Source organism: Rhizobium sp. RCC_161_2 (assembly GCF_041355235.1).
GTDB lineage: Bacteria > Pseudomonadota > Alphaproteobacteria > Rhizobiales > Rhizobiaceae > Rhizobium.
In genome coordinates this window covers 1-14,288 of record NZ_JBFUPL010000007.1, presented here as the reverse complement: position 1 = coordinate 14,288, position 14,288 = coordinate 1, and the positions used below count along the sequence as shown (strand labels likewise).

Sequence of the window (14,288 nt, the reverse complement as noted above, 5' to 3'; positions counted from 1 at the left end):
TAATCACTCGACAGCGGGCCGTTAACTTTTTAGTTAGGGGCCTGTTTCTTTGCGTGACTTGGCTTCAATCGGCCAAGATTGTCCGTCAGGCAGCCGCATGGAAGCATCGGATAAAACTTCGATAGGGCAGCCATCGTGCGACGCATACTGATCCCCCTTCTCCTGGCGATTGTCAGCTTTTCCTGGATACCGGCCTATGCGGACGCGGCAACCATGGTGCCGCCGGGCAATCGCAACGCCGAGCAACCGGCGATCCCCGGCGCCTCCGTGCGCCGCACGAGGGGCACGAATTCGACCTTCGACCGCAAATACCAGAAGGTCCGCGAGCTGCTTGCGACCGACACTCGACTGATGTCGAAGATAAAGTCGACGGCGCGCGCCTATGGCATCGATCCGATCCACATCGTCGGCGCGCTGGTCGGCGAGCATACCTATAATGTCGACGCCTATGACGGCCTGCAGTCCTACTACGTCAAGGCCGCGTCCTATGCCGGCCAGAGCTTCCGCTTTGCCTATAGCGGCGAAAATATCGATGATTTCGTTGCCCGGCCGCAATTCGACGTCTGCAAGGCAAAGAAGGATTCCTACAGCCTCTGGACCTGCCGCGAGGATGTCTGGGACAGTGCTTTCCGGGGCAAGAAGGTCGATGGGAAATCTTTCCCCGACAATCGTTTCAGCGCCGTGTTCTTCCAGCCCTTCTATGCCGGTCAGACCTTCGGCCTCGGCCAGATCAATCCGCTGACCGCTTTGGAGCTTTCCGATCTCGTGAGCTCCACTTCGGGCATTGCGAAGCTGGATGAGAAGGATGCCAGCGGCGTCTACAAGGCGATCATGGATCCGGATCTCTCGCTCGCCTTCGTCGCTGGCTCGATCCGCAAGTCGATCGACGATTATCGTTCGATCGCCGGCATGGATATTTCCGGCAATCCCGGCCTCACGGCGACGCTCTATAATGTCGGGAATTCCCGCCAGCGCGCTGCGGCACTTGCCGCCAGGAACCGGGGCGCGAGCCAGCCGGTCTGGCCGGAAGAAAATTACTATGGCTGGCTTATCAATGATAAGCTGAGCGACCTGAAGTCGCTGCTATAGACTTCGCGGGCGGCGCTCACCATATCGGATACCTGACGCCGCCAAGGGCGCTGCGGGCCAAGCAGGCCGGTTTTCGAGGAGAATTGATCTCATGGATATGATCCCGGAAGCCTTTTCTCCGCCGGCCCCGATCCCACGCACCGTGCCGCCGTCGCGGCTGACGATCATCCGCACCATCCTGCGCAATCCGCTCGAACTTTGGGGCGAGCCTTCCTATACGCTGCCTTGGATCATGACGCGCTTCATTCGCGAGCGCACGCTGATCGTCAACGACCCCGGCCTGATCAAGCATGTGCTGGTCGACAATGCTTCCAACTACCGCATGTCCGATATCCGCCAGCTCATACTCCGGCCGATCCTGCGTGACGGTCTACTGACGGCGGAAGGCCCGGTCTGGAAGCGTTCGCGCAAGGCCGTTGCTCCGGTCTTCACGCCGCGCCATGCCCAGGGCTTCGCCGGCCAGATGCTGAGCCAGAGCGAGGATTACGTCCGCAAATACGAGGATGTCGGCAACGAGGGTGAGGTCTTCGATATAGCTGTCGATATGACCGAGCTCACCTTTGCCATTCTCGCCGAGACGCTGTTCTCCGGTGAGATCGTCACGGAAGGCGCCAGTTTCGCCGATGACGTCAACCAGCTGCTGCATCGCATGGGTCGGGTCGATCCGATGGACCTCCTGCGCGCGCCATCCTGGGTGCCGCGTGTCACCCGCATCGGCGGCCAGAAGGTGCTCGACAAGTTTCGCGGCATCGTCCGCGATACCATGAACCTGCGCCTCGGCAAGATGCGCCGGGATCGCGCGTCCGCACCCGACGATTTCCTGACGCTGCTCCTGGAGAAGACCGGCCCCGACGGCCTGACCATGGAGGAGATCGAGGACAATATTCTCACCTTTATCGGCGCCGGCCATGAGACGACGGCCCGCGCGCTCGCCTGGACGCTCTATTGTGTTGCCAATAGTCCGCATATCCGCGAGGCCATGGAAGCGGAAATCGACGGCGTGCTCGCCACCGGTGCCGAGCCCGTCGCCTGGCTTGATCTGATGCCGAATGTCCGCGCTGCTTTCGAGGAGGCGATGCGGCTTTATCCGCCGGCCCCCTCGATCAACCGCGCCTCCATCGCCGATGATGAATGGACAAGCCCCAGTGGCGAGCGTGTCGAGATCCCGGCCGGGGTCACCGTGCTGATCATGCCCTGGACGCTGCATCGCCACGCGCTCTATTGGGACAAGCCACGCGCTTTTATGCCTGAACGCTTCCTTCCGGAGAATCGCGGCAAGATCAACCGCTTCCAGTACCTGCCCTTCGGCGCCGGCCCGCGCGTCTGTATCGGCGCCACCTTCGCCCTGCAGGAGGCCGTCATCGCCCTTGCCGTGATGATGCACCGCTTCCGCTTCGATCTCACCGACGAGACCAATCCCTGGCCGGTGCAGAAGCTGACGACGCAGCCGCAAGGCGGCCTGCCGATGCGGGTGTCGAGGCGGTAGGATTATTTTTGCCGCTTCGCAGCTAGCGGGTCAGGCGGGAAGGGTGCAATAACAGGTCACCTTCCGTTCAAAAGGTTAGATATCAGCGTGACATCTCACTTCCTGCTCGGCATCGACACGGGTGGAACCTATACCGATGCCGTTCTTCTTCATGAAACCGATGGCATCGTCGCCAAGGCGAAGTCGCTGACCACGCGGCATGATCTGGCCGTCGGCATCGCCGGCGCCGTCGATACGGTCATCGCCAAGGCCGGCGTCCCGGTTTCCGCCATCGGCCTCGTTTCGCTGTCGACGACGCTTGCCACCAACGCGCTGGTCGAAGGGCAGGGTGGCCGCGCCGGGCTGGTGATGATCGGCTTCGGGCCGGATGATCTGAAGCGCGATGGTTTGGCCGAGGCGCTGGGATCCGATCCCGTGCTGTTTTTGCCTGGCGGGCATAATGTCCACGGCAATGAGAGCCCGCTCGATCTGACGGCCTTGGAAGAAGCGCTGCCGGAGCTTTCGAAGAGCGTGTCGTCCTTTGCTATCGCCGGCTATTTCGCCGTGCGGAATCCAGCCCATGAAATCCGCGTGCGTGACGCCATTCGCGAGCTGTCGCATCTGCCGGTTACCTGCAGCCACGAACTCTCCTCCAAGCTCGGCGGCCCGCGCCGGGCGCTGACGACGCTGCTGAATGCGCGCCTCGTCTCGATGATCGACCGCCTGGTCGGCGCCTGCGAAGGGTTTCTCGCCGAACGCGGCATCGCGGCGCCAATGATGGTGGTGCGGGGTGATGGTGCGCTGATCTCAGCCGCCGAGGCCAAACTCCGTCCGATCGAGACCATCCTCTCCGGCCCGGCCGCGAGCCTTGTCGGCGCGCGCTACTTGACCGGTCTCGACAGTGCCGTGGTGTCCGATATCGGCGGCACCACCACCGATGTCGCCGTCATGGAGGCCGGTCGGCCCCGGCTCGATGCCGATGGCGCCGTGGTCGGTGGTTATCGCACCATGGTCGAAGCGGTTGCCATGCGCACCTATGGGCTCGGCGGCGATTCCGAGGTGAAGATCAACGACCGCGGCCTTGTCGCCGGCTTTGAGCTTGGACCGCGCCGGCTACTGCCGCTCAGCCTTGTCGCCCATACGCATGGTGAGACCATTATCGTTGTGCTGGAGCAGCAGCTGCGCGCGCCGCATCTTGGCCGCAACGCTGGCCGTTTTGCCGTGCGTACCGGTGTGCCGGATCATCTGGCAAGCGGACTCACGCCGTTGGAGCAGGTGCTGTTCGACAAGATCGGTGCCGCACCCTTGGCGCTTGACCAGCTTCTGACCTCGACATCGCAGAAGGCGACGCTGGATCGGCTGGTGGCGCGCGGTCTTGTGCACCTTAGCGGCCTGACGCCATCGGATGCCATGCATATGCTCGGCCGGCAGAGCCAGTGGAACGGGGAAGCCGCACGGCTCGGCCTCGCACTGGCAATGCGGATGAAGGACGGTTCCGGCCGCCCAATCGCGGCATCCGTCGAGGAATTGGCGCAAAAGATCGTCGATCGCCTGACCCGGCAGTCCGCCGATGTCATTCTCGCCGCTTGCCTTGCCGAGGACGGCGTTGCCGATCTCGATCCGGCCAGGTCGATCTCGATCGACCGTGCGCTTCGTCGTGCCCCAGGCATCGCTCGTTTCGCCATCTCGCTCGATCGTCCCCTGGTCGGCCTCGGCGCCTCCGCCCCGGTCTATTATCCCGCCATCGCCGAAATGCTGGCGAGCGAGAGCGCCATTCCCGCTGATTCGGACGTCGCCAATGCCATTGGTGCTGTCGTCGGCCAGGTCCGCACCAGCGCCACCGTCTTCGTCACCATGCCCGAGGACGGCATCTATGTGCTGAACGGCGCCGGCGAGACCTTGCGGTTTACCGACGAAGAGAAGAGTTTCTCCATGGCACGGGAGCGGGCGATCGAGATGGCGATGGCGCAGGCGCGGCTGAATGGCGCTGTCGATCCCGTCATCGCTGTGGATGAGCAGGTCGATGCGCCGGAGGTTGAGGGCAATCGCAAGCTGATCGAGGCCCGCTTTATCGCGACGGCCAGCGGCCGCCCGCGTATTGCCGCAGATTGATTGTTTCCAAAATTGCATAAATCTTTCGAACTATTGCCAAATTGACGGAAGGCGAAACCACCCGCAAAGTGGCACCATGTCAGAATTGAGCCGTTGAACGGCCGTGAGGAGTTGAGTGTATGAGCCGCATCGAGAAAAATGGGCTGCAGATCGAACCGGTCCTGTATGATTTCCTCGTCAAGGAAGCCTTGCCGGGCTCCGGCATCGACGCGGATGCCTTCTTCGCCGGTTTCTCGGCGATCGTCCACGATCTCGCTCCGAAGAACCGCGAGCTGCTTGCCAAGCGCGACCGGATGCAGGCTGCCATTGACGATTGGTATCGCAAGAACGGCGCGCCGGTGGATCTCGCCGCCTACGAAGCCTTCCTGCGCGAGATCGGCTACATCATCCCCGAAGGCCCAGCCTTCACAGTCTCGACCGCCAATGTCGATCCCGAGATCGCCTCCATTGCCGGTCCGCAGCTCGTCGTCCCTGTCATGAACGCCCGCTATGCGCTGAACGCCGCCAATGCGCGCTGGGGCTCGCTCTATGACGCGCTCTACGGCACGGATGCCATCTCCGAGGCGGATGGCGCCGAAAAGGGCAAAGGCTACAATCCGAAGCGCGGCGAAAAGGTTATCGCCTGGGTGCGCGATTTCCTCGACTCTGCCGCGCCGCTTGCAGGGGCGAGCTGGAAGGATGTCGCGGGCTTTGCCGTCAAGGACGGCGCTCTGGCGATTGCGACGAAGAGCGGCACTGTCGCTCTCGCGGACGGCAGGCATTTCGCCGGCTATCTCGGCGATGTCGCCGCGCCGTCGCATCTTCTCCTGAAGAACAATGGCATCCACATCGAGATCGTCATCGACGCCGGCACCGATATCGGCAAGGCCGATCCGGCGCATATTTCCGATGTCCGGCTGGAATCGGCGATCACCACGATCATGGACTGCGAAGATTCGATTGCGGCCGTCGACGCCGAGGACAAGGCGGAAGTCTATCGCAACTGGCTCGGCCTGATGAAGGGCGACCTGACGGAGGACGTCGCCAAGGGCGGCAAGACCTTTACCCGCCGCCTCAATCCCGATGTGACCTACACGGCACCTGATGGCTCGAAGTTCGAGCTGCATTGCCGCTCGCTGATGCTGATACGCAATGTCGGCCACCTGATGACCAATCCGGCGATCCTCGACCGTGACGGAAACGAAGTGCCGGAAGGCATTATGGATGCCATGGTCACCGGCCTGATCGCGCTTTACGATGTCGGCCCGAACGGCCGCCGCAAGAACTCCCGCGCCGGCTCGATGTATGTCGTCAAGCCGAAGATGCACGGGCCGGAGGAAGTCGCCTTCGCCGTCGAGATCTTCTCGCGGGTCGAGGACGTGCTCGGCATGCCGCGCAACACCATCAAGATGGGCATCATGGACGAGGAGCGCCGCACCACGGTTAACCTCAAGGAAGCCATCCGCGCCGCCAGCGAGCGCGTCGTCTTCATCAACACCGGCTTCCTTGATCGTACCGGCGACGAGATCCATACCTCGATGGAAGCCGGCCCGATGATCCGCAAAGGCGACATGAAGCAGGCCGCCTGGATCGCTGCTTACGAGAACTGGAACGTCGATATCGGCCTCGAATGCGGCCTCTCCGGCCATGCGCAAATCGGCAAGGGCATGTGGGCCATGCCCGACCTGATGGCGGCGATGCTGGAACAGAAGATCGCCCACCCCAAGGCCGGCGCCAACACTGCCTGGGTGCCGTCGCCGACGGCTGCAACGCTGCATGCTACGCATTATCACAAGGTCAACGTCGCCAATGTCCAGCAGACTCTGAAGAGCCGCGCTCGCGCCAAGCTTGCCGATATCCTCTCCGTGCCGGTCGCCTCGCGCCCGAACTGGACGCCGGAAGAGATCCAGCGTGAGATCGACAATAATTGCCAGGGCATTCTCGGCTATGTCGTCCGCTGGGTCGATCAGGGCGTCGGCTGCTCAAAGGTGCCGGATATCAACAATATCGGCCTGATGGAGGATCGCGCCACGCTGCGCATCTCGGCGCAGCACATGGCCAACTGGCTGCATCATAAGGTCATCACCGAGGCGCAAATCATCGAGACAATGAAGCGCATGGCGGCCGTGGTCGACCAGCAGAATGCCGGCGATCCGCTCTACATCGCCATGGCCGGCAATTTCGACGGCTCGGTCGCCTTCCAGGCTGCGCTTGAGCTTGTGCTCAAGGGTCGCGAACAGCCGAACGGCTATACCGAGCCGGTCCTGCATCGCCGCCGCATCGAATTGAAGGCGAAGCAGGCGGAGTGACGATCCGTTTGTGACGCGGAGGGCGCTACTTGGCAAGGTTCCTTCTCCCCGAGGGGAGAAGGAGGACAGTGTCCACTTCCCCAAACAAAAAAGGCCGCCGGATATCGATCCGGCGGCTTTTCAAATTCCGAATGCCAGCAATTACTGGATCACGACGACCTTGGTGCTGTGGCCCGGCAGAACGCGGCTGTAGAGGTCGATGACGTCCTGGTTCATCAGGCGGATGCAGCCCGAGGAAGCGGCGGTGCCGATCGAAGCCCATTCCGGCGTGCCGTGCAGGCGGAACAGCGTGTCCTGGCCCTTTTCATTGTAGAGATACATGGCGCGGGCACCGAGCGGGTTCGAGAGGCCCGGGTTCATGCCGCCGTCGACATATTTCGCGATCTCCGGACGGCGCACTGCCATTTCCTTCGGCGGATGCCAGGTCGGCCATTCCTGCTTCCAGGCGACATAGGCGGTGCCGGACCAGGAGAAACCCTGCTTGCCGACGCCGATGCCGTAACGCATCGCTTCGCCATTGCCGAGGATATAATAAAGATGGCGCTCGCGCGTGTTGACGATGATCGTGCCTTCAGCCTCGTTGGACTGGTAGGACACGATCTGACGGCGGAACTGCGGCTTCACCTTCTGGATCGGGATCGCCGGCAGCTGGTAGCCGTTGTCACTGATCACGCCGTAATCACCATCGAAGGACTTTACGGTCTCGGTTGCGGAATTGGCTGTGGCGGTCGGCGTGGCTGCGGCCGTGGTGGCATAGCCAGCCATAGCGAGCGTCGCGACAAGGCCGAGTGCGGTGATAGCATTGCGGGTGCGCATGGAAGTCTCTTGGTGCGTTGTGGCAGGGAATGGGATGGTATTCACCATCTTTGAATATGGTTTATTTTCCATTAAACTTTGCTTTGCAAGCGGCAGCGCTCCTAGTTCAATGGCGCCGCTGCGCAAATTAAAGGGACATGGCTTTTTTGCAACGTTTCTTGCCGGTTCCCGAGGCAATTCATGACGATTTTGAATGTTTACAATAATAATCCGTTAATAGATGGCCGCCAGTCAGAACGGGCGATGCTTGTACGTCGGGGCGTGCAACTATTACTGCATGAGATGCGTCACGCTATCTTGCCGGAGTTGCCGCTCGCAAGCGGCCGCCGGGCCGATCTCCTCACCCTGTCGGAAAAGGGCGAGATCTGGATCATCGAGATCAAGACCTCGATCGAGGACTTTCGCGTCGATCGCAAATGGCCGGACTACCGCCAGCATTGCGACCGCCTGTTCTTCGCGACCCATAAGGACGTGCCGCTCGATATCTTCCCGGAAGATTGCGGGCTGTTCCTGTCGGACGGCTATGGCGCGCATATGATCCGCGAGGCGCCCGAGCATCGCTTGGCGCCGGCGACGCGCAAGTCGGTGACGCTGAACTTCTCCCGCGCCGCCGCCCAGCGGCTGCTATTGGCCGAATGGGCGACGGGCAAGGATTTTGCCTTCTCTCCGAGGGGAGAAAGTGCCCAAAGGGCGGATGAGGGGGCCGAGGAGCTTTAACTCCGAGTAGTCGGAGCCTAGCCAAAGGTGTTTTCTACTTCGGCGCGCGCTTGGCGAGAATGCGTTGTAGCGTGCGGCGATGCATGTTGAGGCGGCGGGCCGTTTCGGAAACGTTGCGCTCGCACATTTCATAGACGCGCTGGATATGCTCCCAGCGCACCCGATCCGCCGACATCGGATTTTCCGGCACTTCGGCTTTTTCGCCTGGCCGCTGCGTCAGTGCCGCATAGACATCGTCCGCGTCTGCGGGCTTGGCGAGATAGTCGAGCGCGCCGAGCTTCACGGCGGTCACCGCCGTTGCGATATTGCCGTAGCCGGTCAGGACGACGATATGCGTGTCGTCGCGCCGCTGTCGGATCGCCTCGATGACCTCGAGGCCGGTGCCGTCGCCGAGGCGAAGGTCGACCACGGCATATTTCGGTGGAGTAGCCTTGGATTTGGCGACGCCTTCCGCCACTGATTCCGCCGTCTCGACCGTGAAGCCACGCGTCTCCATGGCGCGCGCCAGCCGGCGCAGAAAGGGTCCGTCATCATCGACGATCAGCAATGTCGCATCCGGGCCGATATGGTCCGCAATATCCTTGGCCCCAGTGTGAGGGTCGGCAAGCTCTTTATCCGTCATCATCTTCAATCTCGGCGGCATCCCGCCTGCACAGTCCTACTGATTTTAACGACCGGTGTTTTAAGCCGTGAAACTCATTTTGTCGAATTACTGTCGATCAAAACGCGCGGCCATTCGACGCGGATACGGGCGCCCGGTGTCTCCGGATCGCGATTGCCGAAGGAAATGGCAGCGCCTGAACGTTCCAGCAGGGTCTTGGCGATGAACAGGCCAAGCCCGAGGCCGCCGGCCGTGTCGTCGCGCTGACGCGTCGTGACATAGGGCTCGCCGATCCGCGTCAGGATATCAGGAGCATAGCCGTTGCCGTCGTCCTCGATGATGATGATGAGCAGGGCCGGGTCGTATTCCACCGTGACGGTCACAGTCTTGCGGGCATAGTCGACGGCGTTTTCAATGAGATTGCCAAGCCCGTACATGATGCCGGCATTGCGGTTGAGCACCGGCTCGCCGGCCCTCGGGCTCTTTTCGATCAGCTCCAGCCTGATGCCGAATTCCCGATGCGGCGCGATGACCTCCTCCATCATCGACGACAGCGTCAGCCGCCGCATATGCGCTTCGTCTTCGGCCGACAGCGTCGTCAGCCGCCGCAGGATATCCCGGCAACGTTCGCTCTGACTGCGCAGGAGCGCCACGTCCTCGCGGAAGCGGTCGTCATGCAGGAGCTCTCGCTCCATCTCCTTGGCAACGACGCTGATGGTCGCAAGCGGCGTGCCGAGCTCATGAGCCGCGGCCGCCGCCAGCCCGTCGAGCTGCGACAGATGCTTTTCCCGCTGCAACACCAGTTCCGTCGCCGCCAGCGCATCGGCGAGCTGCGACGCCTCCATGGAGACGCGATAGGCATAGAAGGCGGCAAAAGCCATGGTCGATGCGATCGAGCACCAGACGCCAAGCTGCATGACGCTATGGACGTTCACCTCGACGCCGCCATACCAGGGCAGGGGAAAGGGCGAAAAGGCAAGGCCGGTGATGCAGATCATCGCCAGCACGATCAGCACCATGCTGTAGCGGATCGGCTGCGAGGCAAACGAGATGATGACCGGCACGCAGACCAGCGCCGAAAACGGATTGGCAAGCCCGCCGGTAATCAACAGCAGCCCACAGAGTTGCAGAAGGTCAAGGCCGAGCAGTGCAAAGGCGGCCGGCGGCTCGAGCCGGTGCGTCGGCGGGTAACGCAGGGTCAGGAAGAAGTTAATCCAGGCAAGGCAGGCGATCAGCACGCAGCAGGCCAATAGCGGCATCGGAAATTTCAGCCAGAAGGCGACGATCATCACCGTTGCCGTCTGGCCGCCGACCGCGAGCCAGCGCAGGCGCACCAATGTCTGCAATCTCAGCCGCCGGCTGGTGTGGTAGTCGTCCTGCAGCTTGGCGTCCGCGATCGCGATCTTGTCCAATCCTTTGAAGAAGCTGGCCATGTTCAGGTTCCCCTCGGCTTGGTTCGTGTCGTCGGCGCAGCCTCCGCCGGATCTTCCGGCCAGGGGTGCCGCGGATAGCGCCCGCGCATGTCGGCACGTACGTCCTTCCACGATCCCGCCCAGAAGCCCGGCAGGTCGCGCGTCGTCTGGATTGGCCGGTGCGCCGGCGAGGTCAGTTCCAGCACCAGCGGCAAGCGACCGCCGCCGATCGCCGGATGCTGTTTCAGCCCGAAAAGTTCCTGCACACGGATCGTCAACAGCGGCTCCTCGCCCTCATACTGGATCGGGTGGCGCTGGCCGGTCGGTGCCTCGAAATGTGTCGGCGCCATCCGGCCAAGGTCGCGCTGCAGCTCGTGCGGCACCAGCGACATCAATCCATTGGAGAGCCCGCCGGCCGAGATATCGGAAAGGCCGCGCGCCTCGGTCTGGAACGGCGTGAACCAGTCGTCGAGGCGTGAAAGAAGAGCCTCGTCGCTCATGTCGGGCCAGGGCTCGCCGATCGTCCGGTACAGGAAGCCGATCCTATCCCGCAATTGCGCCGCCTCCTTGGAAAACGGCAGCACACCGATCCCGAGCTCGCGAATGCCCTCGGCCAAAGCCTTTGCCGCCTTTTCCCCGGATAGACGCGGCAAGGGTATCTCTTCAAAAATGATGGCGCCGAGCCGGGTGACGCGGCGGGCGCGCACCTGCCGGCTCGCCTTGTCGAAGACGCTCTGGTCCTCGGTGCGGATTTCGCCCGGCAGATGCTCCTCGATATCCCCCCGCGAAATCTCCGCCGCCGCCAGGATACGGGCTTGCGCGGCGCGGCCGGTCAAATCGGCGATCACCAGCATCTGCGCGCCTGCAAGCCGCTCCGCCTCCGGCAGTTCGGCTCCACGTCCGTTCGCCATGACAAAACGTCCACGCCCGCCGCGTTGCAGGGCAATACGATCCAGGAAAGCATGCAGCAGCAGGGAACCGGCCAATATCGGCGCACCCGCGGTCGTGGTCTTGCCACCGCCCGCTGCCGTCGCCAGCCTTCCGGCCAGCCGCCGTGCCGCCTCGGCCCGCTCGCCCTTTTCCGTCTTGAACCGCCTTAGCCGCTCTTCCAGATTGACGCTCGGCCCACCCAGCCCCTGTTCCGTCAGCAGCACGGCGAGCATTGCTGCCTCCCGCGCCTGGCCGAAGTCTGCCGCCGAGATCACCATGGCCGACAGCCGTGGCGGCAAGGCCAGATCGCGCATCAGCCTCCCGCGCGCCGTTAAGCCGTTCTCGGCGTCCAGCGCCCCCAGCTGCCGCAGCAGCGCACGCGCCTCATGGAGTGTTGTCGCCGGCGGCTGATCGACAAAGGCAAGCGTGGCGGGGTCCTGCACGCCCCAATGGGCAAGATCGAGCGTCAGGCCTGAGAGATCGCTGGAGAGGATCTGCGGCGGCGTGAAGGCCGGCAGCGCTGCTGTCTGGCCGGGGTGCCACAGCCGGATCGCAATGCCGGGCTCCGTTCGTCCGGCGCGGCCGGCTCGCTGGTCGGCGGAGGCCCGCGACACGCGCACCGTCTCCAGACGGGTAATGCCGGTCGATGCCTCGAAGACGGGCAATCGCTGCAGGCCGCTGTCGACGATGATCCTGACGCCGTCGATGGTGATGGAGGTCTCGGCGATCGAGGTCGCCAGCACCACCTTGCGGGTGCCCTTGGGTGCCGGGCGGATCGCCGCGTCCTGTTCCTTCTGACCGAGATTGCCGTAAAGCGGTGCGATGACCGTGTCCGGCGGCAATCGGTTCTCAAGCCTTTCGACCGTGCGGGTGATTTCCGCCTGTCCCGGCAGAAAGGCGAGGATCGAGCCCTGTTCCGTCGCATGGGCGTCGAGGATCGCCCGGGTCACCGTATCCTCGATGCGCTCGCCGGCCGGCCGGTCCTGATGGCGGATGTCGATCGGAAAACCGCGGCCCATGCTTTCGATCACAGGCGGATGGTTAAGCAGCACTGCTACCCGTTCGACATCAAGCGTCGCCGACATCACCAGGATACGCAGATCCTCGCGCAGGGCCGATTGCACGTCGAGCGCCAGCGCCAGGCCGAAATCCGCATCCAGTGATCGCTCGTGGAATTCGTCGAAGATGACGGTGGAGACGCCGGCAAGTTCGGGATCGTCGAGAATCATCCGCGCGAACACGCCCTCGGTCACCACTTCGATGCGCGTCTTGGCCGAAATGCGATTGTCGAGCCGCATCCGGTAGCCGACGGTACCGCCGACCTCTTCGCCGAGCAGTGAGGCCATGCGCGCCGCCGCCGCCCGTGCCGCCAGCCGTCGTGGTTCCAGCAGGATGATCTTGCCGTCGCCGCGCCAGCTCTGGCCCAATAGGTAAAGTGGCACCAGCGTCGTCTTACCGGCGCCGGGAGGCGCAGACAGCACCGCTCGCCGCTCTTGGCCAAGCGCCGTGCCGATATCGGCAAGCACATGCGAGACCGGCAGCTCGGGCAGCGGAGGCGTCATGGATGTCACGCCTGCCGGCCCCGCGCATATTCATAGGCCAGAATTGCGCCGGCGAGATCCTCGAGTGCCGCGCCCACCGATTTGAACAGGGTGACGTCGGCGTCGTTGCTGCGCCCCGGCTTTGTTCCGCGAACGAGCTCGCTGAGTTCGGCGCGGATGGCATCCTCCGTCAGCACGCCGTTCTTTAACGGCTGCACGATATCGCCGGCTTCCTTCATAGCGCCGGCGCGCGTATCGACGAAAACGTCCGCGCGTCGGATCGCGGCGTCGTCGGTCTCGCGCATGTCCGGCTTGAAGCCGCCGACGAGATCGAGATGCGCGCCGAGCTTCAGCCATTCGCCCTTGATCAGGGGCGTACTCGACAATGTCCCGCAGGAAATGATGTCGGCACTGCGGGCGGCGGCCTCGAGATCGGTGACAGCGATGACATCCAGACCAAGAGCCCGCGCTTGGCCGACGATGTCTGCCGCCTTGTCGTAATTGCGGCCCCATATGCCGATCCGCTTCAGGCTCCGTCCTTCGGCATGCGCCTGGATCAGATTGAGCGACAGCCGCCCCGACCCACAGACCAGCAGCTCCTCGGCATCCGTGCGCGCAAGATAGCGCGCCGCCAGCGCCGAGGTGGCCGCTGTGCGTCGTGCCGTCAACTCGCCGCCATCGATTACCGCCAGCATCTCACCGGTCTTGCCGGAGGACAGCAGATAGGTTCCAAAGATCGCCGGCAGGGCGCGGATGGCATTATCGGGAAAGACCGAGACCATCTTCACGCCCATATACCGTCCCGGCAGCCAGGCTGGCATCAAAAGCAGGGTCGCGTCGCTTTCGCCCGGCACCTCCATATCATGGTGATGCCTGACCGGCATAACGCAGTCGCCGGTAAACATGGAGGCGATCGCCTCGATCAGCGCCGGCCAGGCCAGCGCTGTACGTGTCTGCTCTTCATTAAGGACCAGCATTGTCCGCTCCTCTATTGCTTGAGACTTCTATTAGGTCCTAGCTGAGAAAGTGGCAATTGCTGGCGCTGGCCGGCGGTGAACTCGGTAGGGAACCCGATTCCGCGATCTTCACCCTTCATAGGAAGATGGATTCCCCGGTGACTCGTAAAATGAATCCGGAAAAGGCCGCTTAAGAGGACGATTTTCACTGCCGTTCAATCGCCTCGACAAATCCCTTTGTAAAATCAATTAGTTATAAAAATGTCAGAATTTTTACAGAGTTGGTGTTGACTTGATCGAGGGGTGGGGATTATAAGCCCACTCACTGAACGAGGGCGGCGGCGCTGCTAGCGACGAAGTC

11 protein-coding genes are annotated in these 14,288 nt (G+C 62.8%); 6 read left to right on the top strand and 5 right to left on the bottom strand.

Features of this window, described 5'->3' with window-relative positions; all coding sequences use genetic code 11:
* Positions 1-135 precede the first annotated feature (135 nt).
* The 4 genes from AB6803_RS18505 to AB6803_RS18490 all read left to right on the top strand — a co-directional run bounded on the left by AB6803_RS18505 (position 136) and on the right by AB6803_RS18490 (position 6,954).
* Entirely contained in the window at positions 136-1,089 is a 954-nt protein-coding gene (locus AB6803_RS18505) for a DUF1402 family protein (protein ID WP_371110274.1), read from the top strand.
* A gap of 91 nt (positions 1,090-1,180) precedes the next feature.
* On the top strand, positions 1,181-2,575 hold the full coding sequence (locus AB6803_RS18500) for a cytochrome P450 (RefSeq protein WP_371110273.1): 1,395 nt from the start codon (positions 1,181-1,183) through the stop codon (positions 2,573-2,575).
* A gap of 87 nt (positions 2,576-2,662) precedes the next feature.
* Complete coding sequence (locus AB6803_RS18495; RefSeq protein ID WP_371110272.1) at positions 2,663-4,666, top strand: hydantoinase/oxoprolinase N-terminal domain-containing protein; 2,004 nt, start codon at positions 2,663-2,665, stop codon at positions 4,664-4,666.
* A 119-nt stretch (positions 4,667-4,785) separates the two neighbouring features.
* A complete protein-coding gene (locus AB6803_RS18490; RefSeq protein ID WP_371110271.1) occupies positions 4,786-6,954 on the top strand; it encodes a malate synthase G in 2,169 nt (722 codons plus the stop codon).
* A 141-nt stretch (positions 6,955-7,095) separates the two neighbouring features.
* On the opposite strand, the gene AB6803_RS18485 is transcribed toward AB6803_RS18490, so the two are convergent.
* Complete coding sequence (locus AB6803_RS18485) at positions 7,096-7,770, bottom strand: L,D-transpeptidase (protein ID WP_371110270.1); 675 nt, start codon at positions 7,768-7,770, stop codon at positions 7,096-7,098.
* Positions 7,771-7,804: 34 nt separating this feature from the next.
* On the opposite strand from AB6803_RS18485, the gene AB6803_RS18480 reads away from it, so the two are divergent.
* Positions 7,805-7,954: a hypothetical protein gene (locus AB6803_RS18480; protein WP_155293944.1), complete on the top strand. Its 150-nt coding sequence runs from the start codon at positions 7,805-7,807 to the stop codon at positions 7,952-7,954.
* Entirely contained in the window at positions 7,951-8,487 is a 537-nt protein-coding gene (locus AB6803_RS18475; RefSeq protein ID WP_371110269.1) for an MmcB family DNA repair protein, read from the top strand. Before AB6803_RS18480 ends, AB6803_RS18475 begins: the two co-directional genes overlap by 4 nt.
* 34 nt (positions 8,488-8,521) lie before the next feature.
* On the opposite strand, the gene AB6803_RS18470 is transcribed toward AB6803_RS18475, so the two are convergent.
* The 4 genes from AB6803_RS18470 to AB6803_RS18455 form a co-directional block, all read right to left on the bottom strand.
* Positions 8,522-9,109 carry an ActR/PrrA/RegA family redox response regulator transcription factor gene (locus tag AB6803_RS18470; protein WP_371110527.1) on the bottom strand — a complete coding sequence of 196 codons (588 nt, stop codon included), beginning with the start codon at positions 9,107-9,109 and terminating at the stop codon, positions 8,522-8,524.
* A gap of 74 nt (positions 9,110-9,183) precedes the next feature.
* The gene (locus AB6803_RS18465; RefSeq protein ID WP_371110268.1) at positions 9,184-10,521 is read right to left on the bottom strand and encodes an ActS/PrrB/RegB family redox-sensitive histidine kinase; all 1,338 of its coding nucleotides are present in this window, start codon (positions 10,519-10,521) and stop codon (positions 9,184-9,186) included.
* Positions 10,522-10,523: 2 nt separating this feature from the next.
* A complete protein-coding gene (gene hrpB / locus AB6803_RS18460; protein WP_371110267.1) occupies positions 10,524-12,992 on the bottom strand; it encodes an ATP-dependent helicase HrpB in 2,469 nt (822 codons plus the stop codon).
* Positions 12,993-12,997: 5 nt separating this feature from the next.
* The gene (locus AB6803_RS18455) at positions 12,998-13,948 is read right to left on the bottom strand and encodes an ornithine cyclodeaminase family protein (RefSeq protein ID WP_371110266.1); all 951 of its coding nucleotides are present in this window, start codon (positions 13,946-13,948) and stop codon (positions 12,998-13,000) included.
* Positions 13,949-14,288 lie beyond the last annotated feature (340 nt).